This is a genomic window from Cytobacillus sp. (genome assembly GCF_032154635.1).
Taxonomy (GTDB): Bacteria; Bacillota; Bacilli; order Bacillales; family Cytobacillaceae; genus Cytobacillus.
The window spans coordinates 50,376-74,091 of the sequence record NZ_JALDXW010000014.1 but is presented as its reverse complement, the minus strand read 5'-3'; the positions used below and the strand labels follow the sequence as shown (position 1 = coordinate 74,091).

The window sequence follows — 23,716 nt, the reverse complement described above, 5'->3', positions numbered from 1 at the left end:
AAATAGTGATGAAGATTCAAAATTATCTTTACATTCAAACGAACAGCTTTTACGATATAGAAGAATGTGGAAAACATTCAAATAAATTAAAGGAGGAGAAGGAAATGGGCAAAGTGAAAACAAAAGGTAAGGGTATCGATAGGAAAAGGAATGAAGTAACCTAGTTAAGGAGGAACAAAAGGATGAGCGGAATGACGAATACAATTATCATCGAGGAATACCGGGAGGAATATGCACTCGCAATTGCGAAAATGTGGAACCTTAGCCGTGACAGCTGGGGTGGGGATACAAGGGTTCATACGGAGGAATCGGTCAAAACAAAGGAAGCGAATGCAGGGAATATTGCTTTATATTTAGCTATTGATGGGGAAGAGATTGTGGGCTATTGCAGCTTGTCTGAATATAAGGAGGATGTAGGCTCCTTGTACATCCCGTTGCTAAATGTCAGACCTGATTATCACGGCAAGAAGATCGGTAAAATGCTTGTTATGAAAGCGGTTGAAAAAACAATTGAGCTTGGCTGGCCAAGGGTTGACCTCTACACATGGCCGGGGAATGTAAAAGCTGTACCTCTGTATAAGAAATGCGGATTTTTTTGGGAGGATCGCGATGATACAACCCATTTGATGAACTTTATTCCAGCGGTTATCAATACCCCCCTATTAAAGCCAGTTTTTGCAAAAATAGATTGGTATGATGCAAGTATAAGAGAAATAGAAGTTAAACCGGACGGATTGAAGGAAAATGGCTTTACCTTTTATGAATACGAATGGAAAGATCAACAGAAGAATGTACGTGTTAGGTTTGAACGTAGTGGAAGGGGAATTAGCCTCATTGAAACAGATGATTATCTTCTCGAGCTAAAAATGGCTGACCATGAAGTAATCGAAGAAATGCCCCAAAAAGTTGAATTGCTATTCGTAAACAAAACGGCTAATCCAGTCATGCTAAAAGTCGACGGGAACGATCATGAGCGTACGGTGTCTGCTTTTAAGGATGAACTATTAGTAGAGAAGCGGGCAGTGCTCACAGATCAAGTGATTTTTAAAACAGGGGAAGAACCAAGTGAGTGGAAAACACACCCGTTTTTCTCTGTAAATGTATCAATTAACGGCGAAGAATGTGAATTAAGGCTTGGTGTGAAACCAAAACAGCCAGCTAAGCTGAATGTAAAAACGGATGGGAATTTGAGCTTCCTAGGCGAGAAAAAAGTGATTGAGCTAGAAGTAGAAAACAGTCTAAAGCAAGATGCTGTTTTTGAAATAGTTTTTTCCCGGGATGAACATGTCGAATTAGAAAAGAGAATTTTCTCTGTTTCTTTAGAAGCAAATGAAAGAAAACTTGTTGCGACTCCATTGGTTGTGAAGAAATTAGGTTATTACCAGCCTCATATAGCAATTACAGCAAAAATAGAGAATGGTTCAGAGTATACCTTCGAAAATAACTTAGTTGGAATTGCTCTGAAAGGCTTTGGTGAAAAATTTGGCGGGGAAACGAAGGATTTTTGGCATATTTATAATGGCGGCTACCAAGTGAATATACGAAAACGAGATTATTTAATAACTGCTGGAAGAAATCAACAAATGAACCAGCCATTTGCATTTTTTGTGCCCAAGCTCGGCAAGCCTTATTCAACAGAATTTTCTAAGCAAAAACCGGTAGCGGTGAAGTGGTATTTCAATGATGCTGCGATGATCTTTAAAATGGTCTTTCACTCTACTGAATTTACTGGAGTCACTCTCACTCTCTATACAGCCCTCTATGGGGATGGAATTGTGAAGAAGTGGGTTGAGGTGGAGAATGACAGCAAAGAAACGATCCACCAGCTTTACTTAAATCAATCACTCTATCACGAGAAAAGTCATGCGTATTTCCCGCTTGAAAAAGATGTCATTGAGTTCTCTGAAATTAAAGCTGTCGATTTCGGCGATATTCATTCTCATTGTTTAACAGGGAATTGGTATTTTACAGAGGATCATGGAGAGCCGATTGGTTTATGCTGGCCAACAGAATGTAAGGCGAATTTCGAAGGCTGGCAATTTTACTTAGAGTTTGAACTTGGGCCCATACAGCCAAATGAGTGTAAACGACTGGAACCATGTTATTTATCTATTGGAGCGTTTCGAACATGGCAAGAGCAAAAGGCATTTGCAAATAAGCTGTCGAATGTGGAGCATTCCCAATCTATTAGCGAAAAATCATTAAAATTAGAGAATAATAATCCAGTTGTGTACACAGATCAGCTAGCTTTAGAACTTCAGACCTCACGTACAAGTTTCATTAACGGACCTATTGAGCTGTTCATAAATGGCGAATCGAAACTATCTGCGCAAATTTCATCAGCGGATGAGAGAACAACATATCAAGCTTTGATCCCGGTAATTGATGCTCAGCCAATCTCGATAGTAACGGGGAACATACAAAGTGATAGTACAACAACAAACTTAAATCAATTAATAATTGTTCCGAGAGGGAAAGTGGAAGCCTATACTGAAGCAGGACAAGGCATCAATTCCTATATTTTAGATAATGGCATTATTCGTATCAAAGCGGCACCAGAATTTTATCCAGGCTTATATTCACTCGTCTATCATGAGAATGAATGGTTTGATACTTCCTTTCCTGAGAAAGTCGCAAAGGGATGGTGGAATCCTTGGGCAGGCGGAATGAAAACATCCCCTGCACAGCTAAATACGTTTTCTTTAATGAAAGAATACACAACAGCTGAATTTATGGATATTGAAGATAAGCATGGGAATCAGTGGAGGACTATTGCCCTGCACACGAAAATAAACAATCATCCGATCTGGAAGGGACTCCAATATACACAGTATTTTGCTCTCCTTCCTGGTGTGCCAGTTCTTGCCTACTTTGTTAAAATTGTTGAATCTGGCGGCAAGTCATTGTTGTCAGAGACATTGGAAACGGACCTTTTTCTAACTGGAGAGTCTTTAAAGGATTTATCTGTCATTTCTAATTTCAACGACAAAAAAATAAATGTAGGGATAGAAGAACAAGGCATAAATATGAAAAATGTAAGCTTTATCTCCTCAGAAAAAAGAAGAGAAAAACTTTATCATATTGAGGGAGAAGAAAATGATATCTTTGAAGGATATATGAATAAAGATGCGTTCGAAATCATTCTCACCCAGGAAATAAAGGAAACAACAAAACCGGGGTATATCTTATTTGATCAACGAGAGATTTCGAAATCGACCCTTATAAATCTAAGGCGGATTGTATTTTAAAGGAGACAATATGAAGATTATCGATGCACATGTCCATTTTTCGAACATCCAATCCTTTCACCAAACTGCTAAAGAGCTTTCATTTGTCGACTATTCTTTCGATGGATTTGTAAAGGAATATAACGAGGCAAATGTTGCTTTAAGCATAGCGATGGGGGTAACGGAAACGAGTGGAATGGGCTTTCCAGATTATGATGCAGCAACACCGATGGGGATTGACCTGGCTCGCGCCATTCCAGAAAAAATGGTCTATTGTCCCGGGATCAATCCTTATGATTTAAATGAACGGACATTTGAAAAGCTCGAGCTTGAAATTCAAAATCCACGTGCTGTTGGGATTAAAATTTATTTAGGCTATTACCCTTTTTATGCGTATGATGAGGTTTACGAGCCTGTTTATGCACTAGCGCAAAAATATCAGCTGCCTATTGTATTCCATACAGGAGATACGTATTCAGAAAGAGGCCTGTTGAAATATGCACATCCATTAACGATTGATGAGGTAGCAGTGAAGCATCGCAAGATAAAGTTTATGATGGCTCATTTTGGTGATCCATGGACACTTACAGGAGCTGAGCTTATATATAAAAACTCCAATGTGTATGCAGACCTTTCGGGATTAATCGTTGGAACAGAAAAGGAATTGAAAAAACATAGTGAAAGCAGGTTTTTAGATCATTTAAGGCATGCACTTGTTTTTTCTGATTCATATGATAAGCTGCTTTTCGGTACGGATTGGCCGCTGGCACCAATTGGTCCATACATTCAATTTATTAAAGCGCTAATACCTGAACAGTATCATGAGGATGTTTTTTACAATACTGCAATAAAGGTATTCCCAAAGATTAAGCCGTTTTTATCATAAGCAATATATGCTGGAGACTGGCATTTTTTCGCCAGTCTCCAGATGTTTAAATAGCGATTCATACATATTAATTAAACAGAAAAGAGGTAAAGATTTTGACAAAAATCGCATGGGTTATAGATAGTACAGCATTTATTGATGAGGAATTAATCAACCACCCTCATGTGTATCCCATTCCAATTACGATTTTACTTGATGAAAAGGAGTATACAGAAGGAGTAGATATTACACCATCTGAGCTCTATGAAAAATTGAAAACGTTAAAAACTCCACCGAAAACATCGCAGCCATCGATTGGCGCGTTTCATGAATTATTTGAGCGAATGAAAGAGAAATACGAGATTGTTATTGCCGTGTTGCTTTCAAGTAAATTAAGTGGAACCGTCTCTTCAAGCGAGCAGGCTGCACAGCTGGTTGATATCCCAGTTCTAACCATTGATTCAAAAATATTAACTTACCCACTAACAAGAATTTTGAAAAAAGGATTGGAGCTGGCAGATTCAGGTTTTGAACCAGGTGAGATCAAACGCAAGTTAGAAGAGTTAAGTGATACAAGTGAAACGTACGTATTGATAGGCAGCTTAGAACAGCTGCATAGAAGCGGAAGAATGTCGGGGGTGCAATTCTTCCTTGGAAGTATGCTCAATGTAAAGCCGATAATTTCTATTGAAGATGGTGCTTTGAGTGTGAAAGAAAAAACAAGAAGTGAACGAAAGGCGAAGGATAAAATTATTCAGCTTCTCCGTCATGCTCATGAAAAAAAGCCATTGAAGGAAGCATACATTTTATATGGATTACATGAGGAGGAAGCGCTAAAGTGGAAGGAGGAACTCGTACAGGAATTTCCTGCTATTAAATTTGGGCACTATCCACTCGGTGCCGCAATCGGGGTACATGCTGGAGAAAATACATTGGGGATCAATTGGTTTAATGGGTTGGATTAAGATGGAAAATTACTCGTAGTTTTGTCGAAAAATCGATAGATTTAGATTTTCGTAGATATATCACTGAATTTCGTAGATATAATATAAATTTCGAAGATAAATTAGTTGTTTTCGCAGAAAAATGTAAAAGGTGCTGATAAAGCACTTTTTCTTTTGCTTATTTTTCTTACAGTCCTTCTCTTCATGGTAAAATAAATCTGGACTGAAAAAGGATGGTGCTTATAATGAAAAAAGAAATGATTAATAAAACGGAAAGTTTTGTGAAAGAAGTACTTGGAGAAGACAGTACCGGACATGATTGGTATCATATAGAACGCGTAAGAAAAAATGCTTTATATATAGCGGAAAAAGAAAACAAGGGAGACCGATTTATTATTGAAATGGCAGCACTGTTGCATGATATTCCTGATGAAAAGCTGAACGAATCGAAAAAAGCTGGCGAAAAGAAACTAATGGATTTCCTCGAATTATTGACACTCGAAAAAGATTCTCAAGAGAAAATTGTTGAAATCATACATTCCATCTCTTTTAAAGGCGGAAGAAAAGCGGAATTATTAAGTGTGGAAGCCGAAATTGTTCAGGATGCAGACCGATTAGATGCAATAGGAGCGATTGGGATTGGACGGACCTTCGCTTACGGTGGAAAAAAAGGTCATCTTCTTTACGATCCATTGATTAAAGTTAGAGAAGAAATGACTGAAAAAGAATACCGCATTGGAAAGTCATCAACAATCCATCACTTTTATGAGAAGCTGCTAAAGCTAAAAGATCTCCTTAATACGGATACAGCTAGGGAAATGGCTTCGAGCCGGCATCAATTTATGGAGCAATTTCTTGAGCAATTTTATAGAGAATGGAATGGTCAGATATGAAAATGCTTTCAGTTGAACATGTTACAAAAACATATGGTGAAAAAGAACTTTTTAATGATATTTCCTTTACGATTTCTGAAAAGGACAGGGTAGGACTTATCGGTGTAAATGGAACAGGTAAGTCCTCCTTATTAAAGATAGTTGCTGGCGTAGATCTTCCGGACATGGGTGAAATTATTTCTCCAAAAGACTACACAATCGCCTACTCAGCCCAGCAGCCGGATTTAAATCCTGAATTAACTGTTTTGGCACAGGTATTTGCAGGGGATGCACCAGTTCTTGTTTTGCTTCGAGAATATGAAGAGACGCTGCTGGAATTAAATAAAACACCTGATAATCAAATGATACAAGAGAAGCTTTTCGAGCAGCAAAAGAAAATGGATGCTTTGAACGCTTGGGATGCAAGCACAAATGCAAAATCGATTTTAACGAAGCTGGGCATTGAAAGTTTTGATAAAAAAATTGGGGAGCTTTCAGGTGGACAAAAGAAAAGAGTCGCCCTTGCTCAATCGCTTATCCAGTCACCTGATTTGCTGATCCTTGATGAGCCGACAAACCATCTTGATTATGAATCCGTTAAGTGGCTTGAAGAATACTTAGGTCGTTATCAAGGCGCCCTCTTACTTGTTACCCATGATCGTTATTTCCTTGACCGTGTAACCAATCGGATGTTTGAACTGGATGGTGGGAACTTGTATAGCTATAAAGGAAACTACGGTGCCTTCCTTGAAGCAAAAGCAATCCGTGAAGAAAACGAGGCGGCAACGATTGAAAAAAGAAAAAATCTCTATCGAAGAGAGCTAGAGTGGATTCGCAGAGGTGCGAAAGCAAGAACGACAAAACAAAAAGCGCGAATCCAGCGCTTCGATCAATTAGATGATCAGCTTGCATCTGTGAAACAATCAGAAAAGCTGGATATGTCATTAAACGCCAGCCGGCTTGGGAAGCAAGTTTTTGAATTAAAGGATGCCTCGAAGAAATATGAGGATCAGATCATTTTAAATTCATTCAGTCTCCTAGTGAAGCCAGGAGATCGAATCGGCATAATTGGAAAAAACGGAACAGGAAAGTCTACTCTTCTAAATATTCTTGCTGGAAAAATCCCATTAGATTCTGGAGAACGAATCATCGGTCAGACAGTGAAGATCGCTTACTACACACAAGAAAGCGAAGATATGGATGAGAATAAGCGGATGATTGAGTATTTGAAGGAAACTGCACAGGTTGTTGAAACCTCAGACGGGAAAACGATTTCCGCTGCCCAAATGCTTGAACGCTTTTTATTTCCTTCCTTTACGCATGGAACCCCGATCCGTAAGCTTTCAGGCGGGGAGCAGCGCCGCCTGTATTTATTAAAAATATTAATGACAGAACCAAATGTTCTCCTGTTTGATGAACCAACAAATAATCTGGATACACAAACATTGACTGTGCTTGAGGATTATCTTGAAGATTTCCCTGGAGTAGTCATTACTGTATCTCATGATCGCTATTTCCTAGATAAGGTGGCTGATCAGCTCCTTGTCTTGCAAGGGCAGGGACAAATTGACTCGTTCTTTGGCAATTACAGCGAATATCTTGAAAAAGAAAATGAAAAACCTATCGTGCAAATAAAGACCACTGCCCCTGCAAAGAAAGAACAGGAAAAACCAAAGAAAAAAAAGCTAAGCTATAACGAACAGCGAGAATGGGAAGGAATTGAAGATAATATAGCAAATACAGAAACACGGCTTGAGGAAATTGCTGCAGAAATGAACAATACAGGCAGTGATTTCGAAAAAGCAAGAGCGTTGATGGAGGAAGAAGCCGCTCTAAATGAACAATTGGAACATTTGATTGAGAGATGGAGCTATCTTTCAGAAATAGCTGAGCAATGAATTTTCCGTAGCCTGCCCTTTATGGGCAGGCTATTTTTATACTGGAAGCGCATCTTATGATTCAAAACATCTATTATGTTAAAATGATTTTAGTTATTACTGTGACAATATTGTAAAGGGTGAAAAACTGTGAAGATAAATGCAATTGAGCCAACTCCAAGTCCAAATACGATGAAGGTTATTTTGAATGAAGAGCTGCCAATGGGAAAAAGCAATAATTATAAAAAAGAAAATCGGGAAGATGCACCTAAAGTTATTCAAGATATTCTTGAAATAGAAGGGGTGAAGGGTGTTTACCATGTAGCGGATTTCTTAGCAGTAGAAAGAAATGCAAAATATGATTGGAAGGATCTTCTGCCACAAGTGAGAAATGCTTTCGGCGAAGACGCGGAGACAGCAAATGAAAGTCATTCCGCAGTCAATGAACACTTTGGTGAAATCAAAGTGTTTGTCCAAAAGTATAAAAACATTCCAATGCAAGTGAAACTGACTGATGGGATTGAGGAACGGCGCTTCGGATTGCCTGAAGCCTTTATGAAGGCATTGGCAGCAGCCCAGCTTGAAGGAGATAACGTGGTTTTAGTTCGAAAATGGGTTGAGGTTGGCGTTCGGTATGGCGACTTTGAACAAATTGGTCATGATGTAGTTGAAGAATTAATTGCAGCCTATCCTGAAAGCAGATTACAACTGCTTATAGATCAGGCAATCAATCCAGATCATAAACAGGAGAAACAAAGCAGGCAGCTTCTGAAACTTACACTTGAGGATTTAGATCAATCGGATTGGCGGGATCGCTATCAAAAACTTGAACAAATGGATGATCCAGAACTTGAGGATTTACCTGTTTTAGCAAAAGCATTAGAAGATGAAAAAGCATCAATAAGAAGACTGGCAACCGTATACTTAGGCATGATTGAAGATCCAAAAGTTCTCCCATTGTTATATAAAGCTTTGAAGGATAAGACGGTTACTGTAAGAAGAACAGCCGGTGATTGCTTATCAGATCTTGGCTTTAAAGAAGCGATGCCTGCCATGATAGAGGCTTTGAAGGATACGAGCAAGCTAGTGCGCTGGCGGGCGGCGATGTTCCTCTATGAAGTAGGAGATGATGATGCCATCCCTGCATTAAAAGCAGCAGAAAATGACTCTGAATTTGAGGTAAGCATGCAAATTAAGCTTGCGATTGAAAGAATTGAGCAAGGAGAGGAAGCAAAAGGCTCCGTTTGGAAGCAAATGACGGAATCTAGAAAGAAATAAGCGCTATTTTTTGTGATAAAATAAATAATCTTGCAAAAACTGAACTTAAATTTGAATATCTACACTTTTATCTAACGAATAGGCGCTATCGCTCAAAATGCAGCATAGCGTCTTTCTTATTTTAAAAATAAAATAATTTTATGAAAATTATTGCAATTCAAACGAAAAAGGACTATATTGGAAAGAAATTATTTTTGGGGGGAATCATCGATGTCGAAAGATTTAAGAATTCGCAGTCATGTAATCAGTGATGATGAGAAAAGAGCGCCTAACCGGGCAATGCTCCGGGCGGTAGGATTTACAGATGAGGATTTTCAAAAGCCAATGATCGGAATTGCGAGCACTTGGAGTGAGGTAACACCATGTAATATACATATTGATGAACTGGCGGTACAAGCAAAGAAAGGAGCAAGGGAGGCTGGGGGTGCCCCATTAATTTTTAATACCATTACAGTTTCAGACGGAATTTCAATGGGGACCGAGGGAATGCGGTATTCCCTTCCTAGCCGTGATTTAATTGCGGATTCAATTGAAACGGTTGTAGGCGGTGAATCATTGGATGGATTTGTAGCAATCGGGGGCTGTGACAAAAACATGCCAGGCTGTATGATGGCAATTGCAAGAATGAACTTGCCTGCTGTTTTCGTTTATGGTGGCACGATTAAACCTGGGAAGCTGCATGACAAAGACATCGACATCGTTTCCGTCTTTGAGGGAGTTGGGCAATTCAATGGGGGCGCAATCAATAAAGATGAGCTAACAAAAATTGAATGCCATGCTTGTCCAGGTTCAGGCTCTTGTGGCGGAATGTATACGGCAAACACGATGGCAAGTGCCATAGAAGCACTTGGGATGAGCTTACCAGGCAGCTCATCGAATCCAGCCGAAACAGATGAAAAGCGAAATGATTGCGTAAAAGCTGGTAAAGCAGTTTATAAACTGCTAGAAAATGATATTCGCCCGCGTGATATTCTAACGAAAAAAGCGTTTGAAAACGCAATAACAGTCGTAATGGCACTTGGCGGCTCAACAAATGCGATTCTTCATTTAATGGCGATTGCCCATGCGGCAGAGGTTGATCTGTCGCTGGATGATTTCAACCGATTGCAGAAAACCGTTCCGCATATTGCTGATTTAAAACCGAGCGGCAAATATGTGATGCAGGATCTCTTCGAAGTTGGCGGGGTACAAGCAGTCATGAAGCTGCTATTAAGAGAAGGCTTGCTTCATGGGGATTGCTTGACGGTTACAGGCAAGACTTTAGCTGAAAACCTTGCAGGTGCTGCTGATTTAAACGAAGGTCAAAAGGTTATCTACCCGCTTCACAAGCCATTAAGAGAAAATGGACCGTTAGTTGTTCTTAAGGGGAATCTTGCACCATCTGGGGCGGTTGCTAAAGTTTCGGGATTAAAAGTAACGCGCATGACTGGTCCAGCAAAAGTTTTTGATGATGAGGAATCAGCCACTGCTGCAGTTATGAACGGTGAGATTCATGCTGGAGATGTGCTCGTTATCCGTTATGAAGGACCAAAGGGCGGACCGGGCATGCCGGAAATGCTATCGATTTCAGGGATTTTAGTAGGAAAAGGATTAGGAGAAAGCGTTGCTTTATTAACGGATGGCCGTTTCTCTGGGGGGTCACATGGGTTTGTAATTGGTCATATTGCGCCAGAAGCACAAGTTGGCGGACCGATTGCATTAATCGAGAATGGAGATTTAATAACAATTGATAGCGAGTCTCAGGAACTATCTGTTGATTTAACTGAGGAAGAACTTGCTAGAAGAAAAGAAAACTGGATGGCTCCTCCTTTACTCTCTAGAGGAACCTTGGCAAAATATGCGAGACTTGTTTCCTGTGCATCGAGAGGTGCGGTGACAGATTACTTTGAAGAAGCAGAAGAGAAAACAAAACAGAATGTTTAATCGCTTCCTTTTGCAAAATAGCCATAGATTATAGTATGCTTACAATACCAATGTTGTAATGGAGGCTGATTGAATATGTCTATGGCATATGAGGAATATATGAAGCAAATGGTCCAACCGATGAGACAAGAGCTTGTGAATGCAGGATTTAATGAATTACTCACTGCAGACGAAGTAGAAGAATTTATGGAAAAAGCTGAGGGTACGACGCTTGTCGTTGTTAACTCTGTCTGCGGCTGTGCAGCAGGACTTGCACGTCCAGCAGCAACGCAAGCTGTTTTAAGAACAGAAAAGAAACCAGATCATTTAGTCACTGTATTTGCAGGGCAAGATAAAGAAGCTACTGCGAAAATGAGAGAGTACTTCGTTGGTTATGAGCCATCTTCTCCGTCTATGGCTTTATTAAAAGGGAAGGAAGTCGTCCATTTTATCCACCGTCATGATATTGAAGATCATCCGATGGAAGCTATTATGGAAAACTTGCTTGCTGCATTTGAAGCACATAATGAATGAGAATAAGAAAAGCGCATGCGCCCTGGTCACCGCCGTGCAATCTGGAAGGACAGGTTCTTCGATAAAGGAAATACGGTGAGCGAGAGTGAACCGATGATGGCGCAATCGTTGCGGAGGTGGCCTGAAGTTGATAGGCAATAGGATGCTTGCGCTAGGCAATTCTCTAACTCTAAAGTTATACTTTCTTGTCTTTGAACCAAAGGATGTCTGATGACGTCCTTTGGTTTTTTCGTAATGCGAAGGAAAAGGAGAAAACATTACTATGATTATTACGACAGCAGGCAGAACAAATGAAGAAATGACCAGGGCAGCAATCAAAGTGGCTCAAGATTTAGGTGGCCGATTTGTTCAAAGAAAGAAGCGTTCTGTTCAATTGATTCAGCAAGTTGAGGAGGAAGATTGTATCGTTGTAGGGAAAGAGAGGCTTGAGCTCTATCCGATGGAAGATTCAGAACCTTTCTTTTTCCATCCTAATTCTGCCATGTTTAGGGTGAAGCGACTGATGAAGGGGGAGAATGATCCGTTTGTGGATGCAGCTGGCCTATATGCGGGCAAAACACTTCTTGACTGTACGTTAGGGCTTGCGTCTGACAGCATTGTTGCGAGCTTTATCGTTGGAAAGAAAGGAAAAGTGACCGGTATAGAAGGGAATCCGTATTTAGGGTATATCGTGAAAAACGGGCTGCATTCATGGACGTCTGGGATCTCGGAATTGGATCTGGCTATGAAAAGAATACGAGTAATAAATAAATTATCCTTGCCATTCTTAAAGAGTATTCCTGACCAATCCTATGACTGTGTATACTTTGATCCGATGTTTGAGGACAATACTCTTGAATCGGATGGCATAAAAGCATTAAAACGTTTTGCTATATACGAGGATTTGACTGACCAACTGATTAAAGAAGCCAAGAGAGTAGCTAAGGAGAGGGTTGTTCTAAAAGATCATTACCTAAGTTCTCGGTTTGAAAGATTCAATTTTCATGAGCATAAGAGAAAAACAGCAAAATTTCATTATGGGGTCATTGAAAAATAAAAAAAGCACAAGCGCCTTGGTCATGGCCTGAAGTTTGATAGGCGATAGGCGCTGGAGCTGGATGCAGACAACCTGACATACGGTATCCACAACGTTCTATATTATATTTTCGAGACGATAAAAAACGGAATAGAGAATCTGTCCGTATTCCATCGTGCTTATTCTGCAATAGCTAAATAAACAAAGTAACCAAGCATGATAAATGAAATAATAACGATGAGTACATTCCAGTCCATGAAGGGAGTCTCCTTTCTATCTGGTTTAATTTAGATATATGGCATTTTTTTCTTACTATTCCCCAAATAAAAATATCTATTCATAGATTATATTTTTTTGCGAAAAGTTAATCTGATTTTTCCATTTTTCTGTAGAACAAAGTATAATAATAGAGTGAGAGAGATTACTATTTTTATAATTGAAAAAATTCGACAAGAATAATAGTAAAAATGGAAGGGAGAGACTGAAATCATGCCAAATTGGCTTCGTAAATCGTTCGTTGTCATGGTAACTATCTTAACATTTGGACTAGTTACCCCTTCACATGCTATATTTTATGATAATTCCAGTACAGATAAGAACCCTAAAAGGGACATTGTTGAACCTACAAATGAGGAAAGCAGTTCAGTAAATGCGCTGTCTTCTAGTTCCGAAGAAATTGGGCATATTAATAAAGAAGAGTTTATAAGGAAAATGATACATGAAGCAGAGAATCAGTCATATGCAAAGTTCGGACCAAAAATAAAACCAGTTATTGCAAACGAATTTTCTGAAATGGTACTCCCTAATATTGAAAAAGCTATTCAAAACGTGGCTGAACAGTATCCTGAAGAGGAACTGATTAATTTAGCAGTGACTGAACGTCCGGGCGGCGGCCAATCAGAGAAGATATTTCATATTAAAAATGAAGCAACAAATGAAGACATTATTCGTTTTCATGTTAGAAGAGACCAGCCGCCTCAGCAAGGCTATTGGTTTAATTTTCATTACCATACGTATCATGATCAATTCCAGACACATCATGAGCTTGGAACGATTTATTGGGATAAAAATACCCCGCCAAAATGGATGAGTTAAATTTTGGCAAGGGATTTTTTTATATTTTTTTGAAACCTTTTTGAACACCCAGCGTATTAAAAAGTATTCTATTAAATGGAGGTAAAAACAATGGCAGTTAGCTTATCAAAAGGACAAAAGGTAGATTTAACAAAAGCAAATCCAGGGCTAACAAAAGTAGTAGTAGGTGTTGGTTGGGATGTTAATAAATATGATGGCGGACATGATTTTGATCTTGATTCATCCGTTTTCCTTTTGGGGGATAATGGGAAGGTAACATCTGATAGGGACTTCGTATTTTATAATAATACAAATGGCGGAAATGGTTCGGTAGTACATACAGGAGACAACCGTACGGGTGAAGGTGAAGGAGACGATGAGCAAGTAAAGGTTGACTTAGCAAATGTTCCCGCCGATATTCAACGTATTACGTTCACAATTACAATACACGAAGGGGAAGCTCGCAATCAAAACTTTGGCCAAGTTTCAAATTCATACGTCCGAATTATGAGTGAAGATTCTGGAGAAGAACTAATTCGCTATGATTTAGGAGAAGATTTCTCTATTGAAACAGCCATTGTTGTTGGTGAATTATACCGACACAATGCAGAATGGAAATTCAGTGCAATTGGAAGCGGCTACCAAGGTGGTCTTGCTGCACTCGCGAAAGATTTCGGATTGCAAATCGGCTAAATTGTTGAAAGGCAAAAATAATTTGGTCTTTTCAACCTAAAAATCATAGATATATAACCAGGAGGAACATACAAGGATGGCGATTTTAGAAGGTATATTAAATACCTATGCCCAATTTTTTAATTGGGAAATGTGGGTAGAGGTTTTAACAAATCCAGTAAGCTGGGGATTAATTGGAACACTTGTTATCATGGAAGGACTTTTATCAGCAGATAATGCACTCGTTCTTGCCGTTATGGTGAAGCATTTACCAGAGAAACAGCGGAAAAAAGCATTGTTTTATGGATTACTAGGTGCTTATATTTTCCGTTTTATCGCGATTGGAATTGGTGTCTTCCTAATCGAGCTTTGGTGGGTAAAAGTATTAGGCGCAGGATACCTTGCATGGCTTGCAATTAAATATTTCATTGATAAGAAAAAAGAAGCAGATAGTGAAGATGAGGAAGAGGTGCAAGGAATCAACAAAGGCGGCCTCCTCATTCGACTATTTGGAACATTTTGGGGAACCGTTGCGGCTGTTGAGCTTATGGATATCGCTTTTTCTGTTGATAGTGTTCTTGCAGCCTTTGGGATCAGCCAAGAAGTATGGGTCTTGTTACTTGGAGGTATGCTTGGCGTATTAATGATGCGTGGGGTTGCAGGTGTCTTCTTAAAATTAATTGATGCAGTACCAGAACTGGAAACTTCTGCGTATGTTCTGATCTTGATTATTTCTATTAAAATGCTATTGGGTGTTTTCGGCATCCATATTGAACATGTGTATTTCTTCATCCTATTACTTGTTGTATTTGCAGCTACTTTCATTATCCACTTCATAAATAAAAAGAAAACAGCAACAAGCGGAGAATAAAACAAGATGTATATTTGATATACCTAAAGGGAACAGACAATTGTCCGCTCCCTTTCTTTTTACCTTTTTGTGGGAAGTGTGAAAAATTTTACGCTTTCCTATCTTTTATCATGTATAATCAATGACCAATTTATTTTTTGAAACGGAGTTAGTGGGATGAGATTATTTTCAGATCTTCATGAAGAAGAATATGACCGAATTTTCTATAAAAAACCTTATCATTTCTCGAAAAATTCTCAAAGGGAAGTTCTTGCTTATGCACTTGGAGCGACTCTTTATATGCCGGCGACCCGGCCAAACATTCATCAAGATTTACTATCGAAGAAACATGCTGGACTGACTTCAATGGTTATTGATTTAGAGGATGCGATTGGGGATGAAGAAGTACAGGTAGCTGAGACCCGTCTTATTGAGGAACTGAATAACCTTAGTGAAGAAATGGAGAAAGGTCTGCTGAATGAGGATGACCTTCCATTAATTTTTATTCGGATAAGGGATATTGGTCAATTCATACGGTTAAAAAAGCAAATACAGAAAGGACTCAACCTGCTAACCGGCATTGTTATCCCAAAATTCTCTCCAAAGCACTGCAAACCAATTTTACAAGAAATTAAACTACTGAATGATAGAGGTCATAAACTATATGCTTTACCTATTTTAGAAACAAAAAAAGTAATTGAAAAAGAAACGAGGCTAGATGAGCTTCTATCTATTAAAACTCTTGTTGATCAGTATGAGGATTATATTTTAAATATTCGTATTGGCGCAACTGATTTTTGTGGTCTTTATGGTATCAGGAGGAATTCAGATACGACCGTTTATGATATTGCCGTTATCAGGGATTGTATATCAGATATTATCAATGTATTTTTACGATCTGACCATCCGTATGTTATCTCAGGTCCTGTATGGGAGTATTTTTCTTCGAAGGAAAGAATGCTCAAGCCGCAATTAAGACAAACCCCTTTCCGTGAGCGCTTCGGACAGGATGGAATAGATTTAAGGTCGAAGCTAATTGACAAGCATATGGATGGCCTTATTAGGGAAATCCTTATGGATATTACGAATGGATTAACAGGAAAGACAATTATTCACCCGACACATATTCGTCCGGTTCAGGCATTAAATACAGTGACATATGAAGAGTATTTAGATGCGAAAAGCATTGTCAGCCAAGCGAATGGGGAAATCGGGGTAATGAAAAGCGCGTTCCAAAATAAAATGAATGAAATAAAGCCGCATTTTTATTGGGCGAAAAAAGTACTTTTGAAGTCAGAAATATACGGGGTGCTAAATGAAGAATACACATACATTGACCTGCTTACCAATGAAATTAACACTTCCAGTCCTGAACCAGTTAACAGTTGATGTCCAAATTACAGAAAATCCTTATGGTCTAACACCAGATGATCTTTTTCAGATGGCCGCAAGAATGAATAAGAAACGGTCGTTTCTATTTGTTAGTAAAGTATTGGGAAAGCATATTCCGATCAATCCTAGAATGGGGCTACTAACGGGTGCATTACTGGCAAACCGCTATATGGAAAGTGTGAAAGGGATTGAGACAGGATGCAGGGAAGAATTGCTTTTCTCTTTCTTAAATGATTCAAAATACTATGTAGATGAACCATTTATTGATGATCGAGTGAATCCTGTGATCATTGGCTTTGCTGAAACTGCCACTGCACTTGGACATGCATTCTACCATTCTTTTAAACAGGCCGATTTCTTTCATACAACAAGGGAAGAATTAATGGGGATCGCCCCGGTTTTTACTTTTGAGGAAGAGCACTCACATGCGACATCTCATCGCTGCTATGTAGATGAATCGATTTTAAATAACGATCGTGAAATTATTCTTGTCGATGATGAAATGACAACAGGAAAAACAAATATTAATATTATTCGCTCCATTCATGCAAGGTTTCCAAGAAAGATGTATACAGTTGTCTCCATTTTGGATTGGCGTTCGGAAGAACATATGCAATTGTATAAAAATCTTGAACAAGAGCTAGGAGTTACCATTCAATCTGTTAGTTTGCTCAAAGGGAACATACAATTATCAGGTGCTCTAAAGAGTGGCGAACAATTAGCTGAAGAAACAGAAAGTATATGTTGTACGGCAGCAGTGTCTACTATAAATCTAAATGGACGATTTTCTTATGAATTAACATCCATTAATTATCCTTCTATTTCTCAAGATGGTGAAATAAATCATATTCCATTCTCAAATGAAACGGGTCGCTTTGGGATAAGCGCCGCTTTTAACAAGAGGATCGATCAATCGTTAAAAGAAGCGGGTCAATTTTTAGCATCACTTCGAACGGGAAAGAAAGTTCTCTGTCTTGGGACTGGTGAATTTATGTATGTGCCAATGAAGCTTGCTTCCTATATGGGACAAGAGGTCAGCTATCAGTCAACAACTCGCAGCCCGATCTATATAGAAAATCGAGAAGATTATGGTGCGCAGTATGGGATTACCTTTCCAAACCCTGAAGATTGGAGAGTACAGCATTTTGTTTACAATATCCCCCCAAATGAATATGATCAGTTATTTGTATTTTTTGAAAGAGCCGTTTCAATGGGAAGGCTGCAGCCTATGCTAAATGAGCTTAAAAAAACAAATATTCCTGATATAAAAGTAGTTTTCTATAATGGGAGTTGTTTAAATGAGTAAAATACTAGACACAAAACGCCAGTTTGGTTCATATGATAAGAACGATGTTATTTTTTTATTAAAGGATTTGAGCAGCTACGAGCTTGAAGGCACTACTGAGGATCGCGAGAAGAATATTCAGTCTGGACAGCATTATAGTGAGACTTTGCCAATTGAATATCAGCCTCCTGACCATTACATGCAAGTTTTTAGGGAAACACTTGCAGAGTACAAGCAGAAGGTTGCATTATGTGCAGGGATCGTTGCTGAGCAAATTTTTCACCAAAAAGGACAAAATACTGTTCTTGTTTCTTTAGCCCGTGCAGGGACACCAGTCGGAATTCTTATTAAACGATATATTCAATTAAAATATCGAACAGATCTTCCGCATTACAGCATCTCGATTATTCGGGATAAGGGAATCGATGAAAATGCGATTCATCATATTCTTAAGAATCACCCTGGAAAAAAACTTCAATTCGTTGATGGATGGACTGGAAAAGGTGCAATATCGATAGAATTAACAAAAGCTTGCAAGGCATTTGAAAAGAGGTACGGAATGGTTCTCGATGATACGCTGGCAGTTTTAGCTGATCCGGGACAATGTACAAGTCTTTATGGAACAAGGGAAGACTTTCTCATTCCAAGCGCATGCTTAAATTCAACTGTTTCAGGCTTAGTCAGCAGAACAGTATTAAATGATCAATTGATCGGACCAGATGATTTTCATGGGGCAAAGTATTATGAGAATTTAATAGATGCAGATGTTTCAAATGAGTATATTGATATTGTTTCACAAGAATTTCCTGTGATCCAGCAAGAGGCATTTGAGGCATTTGAACGGTTAGTAGATAATCAAATGGATGGTACTTTTAAAGGGATGGATGAAGTATTACGAATGGCAAAGGAATTTGGAATTGAATCTACTCATTTTGTAAAGCCGGGTGTTGGAGAAACAACGAGAGTGCTGCTCCGTAGAATTCCATGGAAGATATTAATGAAAGACCCAGGCAGTCCATTTGTTCGGCATATCTTGCTGCTAGCTAAAGAGAGAGACGTAGAAATTGTTCATTATCCAAACATGAGCTATACATGCTGCGGATTAATAAAAAAGGTCAGTGAAAGACAATGATGATGTTTGCATCAGATTTAGACCGCACTCTTATCTATTCCAACCGAGCATTAGCCGACTTTAAGCAGCATACGGTAAGTGATCTAATGGCTGTTGAGCGAAAGAATGCACAAGAAGTAGCTTTCATGTCAAACAGAGCATATCATTTATTAAAGGAAATAGCCGATTCTCTTTTATTTATACCTGTTACAACGAGAACGTATGAACAATATGAAAGAGTGTTTATTTTTGCTCATTCGATCCCTTTAAAATATGCTGTCACATCAAATGGAGCAACGATCATTTATAATGGGCTTCCCCTTCAGGAATGGAGAGAATCCGTTCAAAAGCGACTGGAAAATGAATGTGTTTCCATTCAGAAGATGATTGAAAAAATAAACGAACTGCCAATAAGAGGCACGATAAAAAAGGTTGAAACGCTATTCTTTTATTATATTCTTGAGGATGCATTAGGTATAGAAACGGAGGAGCATATCCGTAAAATTGCCGAAACTGGCGGCTGGAGAATTTCCATTCAAGGAAGAAAGCTGTATGTAATGCCGAAACCTGTTAGTAAAGGGGAAGCGGTTCAATTCATTAAAGACCGGGAAGGGATCCATACCGTTTTCGGAGCAGGGGACTCTATATTAGACAATGATTTTCTGAAAATATGTGATTACGCATACGTGCCTTCCCATGGTGAATTAAAAAATGAGGGGATCTGTCATTCCAATTATTTATATACTGCTTGTAAAGGTGTTTTCGCTGGGGAAGAAATTTTACATAGAATTTCAAGCGCAGTAATAGAAAAAAGTATTTAATTTTGCGGTTTTCTCGTCCATCTTCTTAAGAAGAAATGCAGACACGTTCCAAAAATGTAGGAACAAATAAAGATGATACATGCTCCAAACAATGAAAAATGAAGGGATAATGTGAGTAGGGTCATTAACAATGACCAAAAAAACAAATCTATGAAAATAAAAATATCTGAACTCAAAACATCCTCTACTAATTGTGTATCCGATTCATGTATACGGTATTTCGCCCTTCTATATAAAAACCTCATAGCTGCTCACCTTCTAATCATAGTACTCATCTATATGCATGGACAAGATGAAAGGTGAAAGGAGGACAAAGTGAAAGAAAATAAGGATTTTCAGGTTAAATCTGGCAGAACCCGAATGATTTTTTTTCATATTTGGAGGAATCGTTTTAGAATTCATTGGAACGTATGGTATCATGGTAATAAGTTTACATTTATTAATAACTTCATTCCGGTTATGCAGTGAAGTTAGCATGTAGTAGTTTTATTATTCTAATTAAGTCTTTCGCTCATAGAGGGAAGGGATTATTAAATGAACGAGACATATTTTCAAATGAAACCTCATTTATTGCCGATTTCTAATGAGAATTGGCTGCCTACATTAAAAAAAGACACAAAGGAAAGGCCGCAATTTACGATTGAACAAAAAACAGTCCATTTTGGCCAAGTGGTTGCTCGTTTTTTGGGTATTCCATTAGATGAGGACGAGTACTACAACAAGCTGTATGATCTCATCCATACAGAGCAAGCGGGACTTATTTTGCTAAGTGAGGATACCCTTGATAAAACGATTGATAATCAACAATTTCAATCCATCCAAAAGGTATTGAATATTAATCGGGAACAGAATTTATCGATTAATCGATTTGTTGCCTTCCTAGATGGAGAACAGCTTTTACTGAAATCAACCAATCCTTCCTTACATAGAAAAACAAGAGAAGCGATGATGGCTGTTCTTGAGCTGTTTTCAACACAGGAGACAGATGGGTTAAAGAATCAGGAATTGAGACGAGTTCTAGTTGATATCATTAAATGGACCATTAACCATCTTGGCGCGGATTGGAATAGGGTAAGCCCTGAAGTGTCGATGCCAAAATTATTATGGTATGGAAATTCGAATAAAAGCCATCATTATTTTTTATACTACTTGTTCCAAATGGGTTGTGACATCATTGTATTCTCTCCATCTGGGGAAGACATCATAATAGGTAGTCATACAGAATTAAATAATACTTTTATTCACAATTATCCGGAGCAAAAACAGCCTGAGCCATTCCCAACAGAAAAAAGCCGGCGCTCATCTACAGTTGCTTACCGTGCCTCTAGAGAAATTGAGTCGATCTTAAACCATGAAGGTTCGGGATTTTATAAGCCATGGCAGCTACGTGAGTATACTCCGTTATCGGTTACATTAAAAACAACCTATGATGAACTATTTCTTTTGATTAAGGAAAAGGCAATGGTACGACCAAACTTTGAGGTAAAGAATGGCCAAGTGAAAATTCCTGCAATTTTTGCAAAAGTACAGGGAGTTAGTAAGAACCGGAAAGAATATTGGGATCGACTACAACTGATCAGTCAAATGGATCATAGTCTACTCATCCAAAGATTCCCATTTACAAATAATGTTAACAATGATTTTCGTTTTCATTATCGAAATGCACGAGGAAATGATGGCTTACTTGACCCGGAAAAAATGATGGCAGCCCATTATTGGAAATACCATCATTTGCCTACAGGGCTTCAGAACGGGATTGCAATGGCCATCCGTAATATTTGTGCAAGACCATACATTAAACCTGTTTACCATGAGGATATAGAGGAGCTCCAATCCTACCTTTTTACTCAGGGAATGCAAATACCAGCCAGTATTCTGCAGCTGCTGCAAAAGTTTGATTATTCTCAGGACGTACCAAAGCTAATTCTTTATAATAATGAACTTAATGGCACGATGACAAGAACTGACGCAGCTTTATTATTATTACTTAATCAATTTGGCATTGATATTGTTTTGTATAATCCTCCTGGGCACAATGACTTAGAAAACTTTATTGATGAGGGGATCTATGATGTCCATTGGCTAGAGGATGTTGTTTTTGAACAGGAATTTAAAGAACCATCTTTATTCAATAGAGTAAAGGGTATTTTTAAAAATCTAAGAGGAGATTGAAGCAATGAATCAAATGCAGCCAACAAATCTTGAACTTACATTAACGAAAACAACAGAAGATAAATTGACAGAAACGACTGCTTCAGAAATTAAGCTCGCACTTCGTCAGGACCCGGAAGTGCAAAATCTGGCACGTTCGATTGATGAACGGGATCAAATTCAAATTCTTGAATTTGGAAAAGAGCCGGCAACCCAAATATCTCGTTTCTCCGATCAAATTCTAGGCAATATGAGAGCAACAAAGGTTGAGGATTCAGGAGAACTTTTAAAACAGCTTGGCCGTATTATGGATAAGTTTGATAAAAAGGATTTTGAAAAAACTTCAGGCGGTTTATTTGGAAAGCTGTTCAAAAAAGGTGAAAAGCTTATTGATAAGCTATTTGGAAAATATCAAACAATGGGTCATGAAATTGATAAAGTGTATGTAGAAATTTCTAAGTATCAAAATGAGATGGTAGAATCGACAACCATGCTTGACCAAATGTATGAACAGAACTACCAATACTACTTAGCTCTAGAAAAATATGCTGTAGCTGGACAAATGAAGGTGGATGAGCTGAAAACCAACCAGTTGCCGCAGCTTGAATCTCGTGCAGCTGCGGGCGATCAAATGGCTTCTATGCAGCTGGATACATTAAGAAATGGCATTGAATTATTAGAACAGCGTGTATATGATCTTGAAATGGCAAAAATGGTTTCCTTACAAACAGCACCTCAAATACGTCTTTTGCAAAGAGGGAACACGAAGCTTATTGGGAAAATAAATTCGGCATTTGTAACGACAATCCCGATTTTTAAAAACGGAATCATTCAAGCGGTTGCAGCGAAAAGACAGAAGCTTGTTGCTGACTCGATGAATGAGCTTGATCGTAGAACAAATGAAATGCTTTTGCGCAATGCACAAAATATCTCTACCCAAAGTGCTGATATTGCAAGACTTGCAGGCAGTCCTAGCATTAAGATTGAGACCATTGAGGAATCGTGGAACATCATTATTAAAGGGATGCAGGAAACAAAAGCAATTGAAGAAGAAAATAAGCGTATGCGTGAAGAGGGAACTAGAAGATTAGAACAGCTTCAGGATAATTTCAAAAAAATTAAGCTTCAAGGTTAATAGGCAATTGGCTTTTTGCCAATTGTTTACATAGAAAGATTACTAAAAATATTATGAGGTGAAGAGGATGGCAATTAACTTACAAAAAGGGCAACGTGTTGATCTAACAAAAGGAAATCCAGGACTTTCAAAAATCTTGGTAGGTTTAGGCTGGGATCCGGTTCAAAGCCGTGGAGGCGGCGGACTGCTCGGCTCGTTATTTGGCGGAGGCGGCGGCGGTGCGAATATCGACTGTGATGCTTCTGTTATTATGCTTGGTGAAAATGGAAAGATTAGAAGCAACAGTGATGTCATTTATTTTGGAAATTTAAAGAGCAATGATGGCAGTGTCCAGCACACAGGTGATAATTTAACAGGGGACGGAGATGGGGATGATGAGCAAATCCTAGTTGATTTAAGCCGTGTACCATCTCAAGTTCATAAGCTTGTATTTGTAGTTAATATATATGACTGTGTGAAAAGAAAACAGCATTTCGGCATGATTCAAAATGCATTCATTCGTATCGTGAATTCAGCTAATAACCAAGAACTGATCCATTTTAATCTAACCGATAATTACAGTGGACAAACATGCCTAATTGTTGGTGAAATTTACCGTCATGGAAATGAGTGGAAGTTTGCAGCAGTTGGGACTGGTACATCAGCCCCTGGCTTAGGTGAAGTTGTCCGTTCATTCTCTTAATCAATGAATGATGCTTAAAGTAGGGACCA

Annotated in this window: 19 protein-coding genes; all 19 read left to right on the top strand. The window is 38.6% G+C overall.

Annotation, left to right across the window (positions count from 1 at the left end; genetic code table 11):
* Positions 1 to 182: 182 nt before the first annotated feature.
* The 19 genes from RUH74_RS11895 to RUH74_RS11805 all read left to right on the top strand — a co-directional run bounded on the left by RUH74_RS11895 (position 183) and on the right by RUH74_RS11805 (position 23,687).
* Entirely contained in the window at positions 183 to 3,248 is a 3,066-nt protein-coding gene (locus RUH74_RS11895; protein WP_313800525.1) for a GNAT family N-acetyltransferase, read from the top strand.
* Positions 3,249 to 3,258: 10 nt separating this feature from the next.
* Positions 3,259 to 4,113 (top strand): amidohydrolase family protein, encoded by an 855-nt coding sequence (locus tag RUH74_RS11890; protein WP_313800524.1) that lies wholly within the window; start codon positions 3,259 to 3,261, stop codon positions 4,111 to 4,113.
* A gap of 95 nt (positions 4,114 to 4,208) precedes the next feature.
* Positions 4,209 to 5,057 (top strand): DegV family protein, encoded by an 849-nt coding sequence (locus RUH74_RS11885; RefSeq protein WP_313800523.1) that lies wholly within the window; start codon positions 4,209 to 4,211, stop codon positions 5,055 to 5,057.
* Between the two features lie 221 nt (positions 5,058 to 5,278).
* Positions 5,279 to 5,929, top strand: a complete 651-nt coding sequence (locus RUH74_RS11880; RefSeq protein WP_313800569.1) for an HD domain-containing protein — start codon at positions 5,279 to 5,281, stop codon at positions 5,927 to 5,929.
* On the top strand, positions 5,926 to 7,806 hold the full coding sequence (locus RUH74_RS11875) for an ABC-F family ATP-binding cassette domain-containing protein (RefSeq protein WP_313800522.1): 1,881 nt from the start codon (positions 5,926 to 5,928) through the stop codon (positions 7,804 to 7,806). The genes RUH74_RS11880 and RUH74_RS11875 overlap by 4 nt, the downstream gene beginning before the upstream one ends.
* 129 nt (positions 7,807 to 7,935) lie before the next feature.
* Complete coding sequence (locus RUH74_RS11870; RefSeq protein ID WP_313800521.1) at positions 7,936 to 9,063, top strand: conserved virulence factor C family protein; 1,128 nt, start codon at positions 7,936 to 7,938, stop codon at positions 9,061 to 9,063.
* Between the two features lie 210 nt (positions 9,064 to 9,273).
* Positions 9,274 to 10,986 carry a dihydroxy-acid dehydratase gene (ilvD, locus tag RUH74_RS11865; protein WP_313800520.1) on the top strand — a complete coding sequence of 571 codons (1,713 nt, stop codon included), beginning with the start codon at positions 9,274 to 9,276 and terminating at the stop codon, positions 10,984 to 10,986.
* A gap of 75 nt (positions 10,987 to 11,061) precedes the next feature.
* The gene (locus tag RUH74_RS11860; protein WP_313800519.1) at positions 11,062 to 11,499 is read left to right on the top strand and encodes a BrxA/BrxB family bacilliredoxin; all 438 of its coding nucleotides are present in this window, start codon (positions 11,062 to 11,064) and stop codon (positions 11,497 to 11,499) included.
* Positions 11,500 to 11,761: 262 nt separating this feature from the next.
* Positions 11,762 to 12,535 (top strand): class I SAM-dependent methyltransferase, encoded by a 774-nt coding sequence (locus tag RUH74_RS11855; protein WP_313800518.1) that lies wholly within the window; start codon positions 11,762 to 11,764, stop codon positions 12,533 to 12,535.
* 468 nt (positions 12,536 to 13,003) lie between these two features.
* Positions 13,004 to 13,609, top strand: coding sequence for a YpjP family protein (locus RUH74_RS11850; RefSeq protein WP_313800517.1), 606 nt, complete (start codon positions 13,004 to 13,006; stop codon positions 13,607 to 13,609).
* A gap of 90 nt (positions 13,610 to 13,699) precedes the next feature.
* A complete protein-coding gene (locus tag RUH74_RS11845; protein ID WP_313800516.1) occupies positions 13,700 to 14,281 on the top strand; it encodes a TerD family protein in 582 nt (193 codons plus the stop codon).
* A 76-nt stretch (positions 14,282 to 14,357) separates the two neighbouring features.
* Positions 14,358 to 15,131, top strand: a complete 774-nt coding sequence (locus RUH74_RS11840; RefSeq protein ID WP_313800515.1) for a TerC family protein — start codon at positions 14,358 to 14,360, stop codon at positions 15,129 to 15,131.
* Between the two features lie 156 nt (positions 15,132 to 15,287).
* Positions 15,288 to 16,499: an HpcH/HpaI aldolase/citrate lyase family protein gene (locus RUH74_RS11835; RefSeq protein ID WP_313800514.1), complete on the top strand. Its 1,212-nt coding sequence runs from the start codon at positions 15,288 to 15,290 to the stop codon at positions 16,497 to 16,499.
* Positions 16,426 to 17,808: a phosphoribosyltransferase family protein gene (locus RUH74_RS11830; protein ID WP_313800513.1), complete on the top strand. Its 1,383-nt coding sequence runs from the start codon at positions 16,426 to 16,428 to the stop codon at positions 17,806 to 17,808. The genes RUH74_RS11835 and RUH74_RS11830 overlap by 74 nt, the downstream gene beginning before the upstream one ends.
* A complete protein-coding gene (locus RUH74_RS11825) occupies positions 17,801 to 18,919 on the top strand; it encodes a cysteine protease StiP family protein (RefSeq protein WP_313800512.1) in 1,119 nt (372 codons plus the stop codon). Before RUH74_RS11830 ends, RUH74_RS11825 begins: the two co-directional genes overlap by 8 nt.
* Positions 18,916 to 19,719, top strand: coding sequence for an HAD family hydrolase (locus tag RUH74_RS11820; RefSeq protein WP_313800511.1), 804 nt, complete (start codon positions 18,916 to 18,918; stop codon positions 19,717 to 19,719). The genes RUH74_RS11825 and RUH74_RS11820 overlap by 4 nt, the downstream gene beginning before the upstream one ends.
* A 534-nt stretch (positions 19,720 to 20,253) precedes the next feature.
* Entirely contained in the window at positions 20,254 to 21,891 is a 1,638-nt protein-coding gene (locus RUH74_RS11815) for a YceG family protein (RefSeq protein WP_313800510.1), read from the top strand.
* A 13-nt stretch (positions 21,892 to 21,904) separates the two neighbouring features.
* Positions 21,905 to 23,005 (top strand): toxic anion resistance protein, encoded by a 1,101-nt coding sequence (locus RUH74_RS11810; RefSeq protein WP_396230017.1) that lies wholly within the window; start codon positions 21,905 to 21,907, stop codon positions 23,003 to 23,005.
* A 67-nt stretch (positions 23,006 to 23,072) separates the two neighbouring features.
* The gene (locus tag RUH74_RS11805; protein ID WP_313800508.1) at positions 23,073 to 23,687 is read left to right on the top strand and encodes a TerD family protein; all 615 of its coding nucleotides are present in this window, start codon (positions 23,073 to 23,075) and stop codon (positions 23,685 to 23,687) included.
* The last annotated feature ends 29 nt before the right edge of the window (positions 23,688 to 23,716 follow it).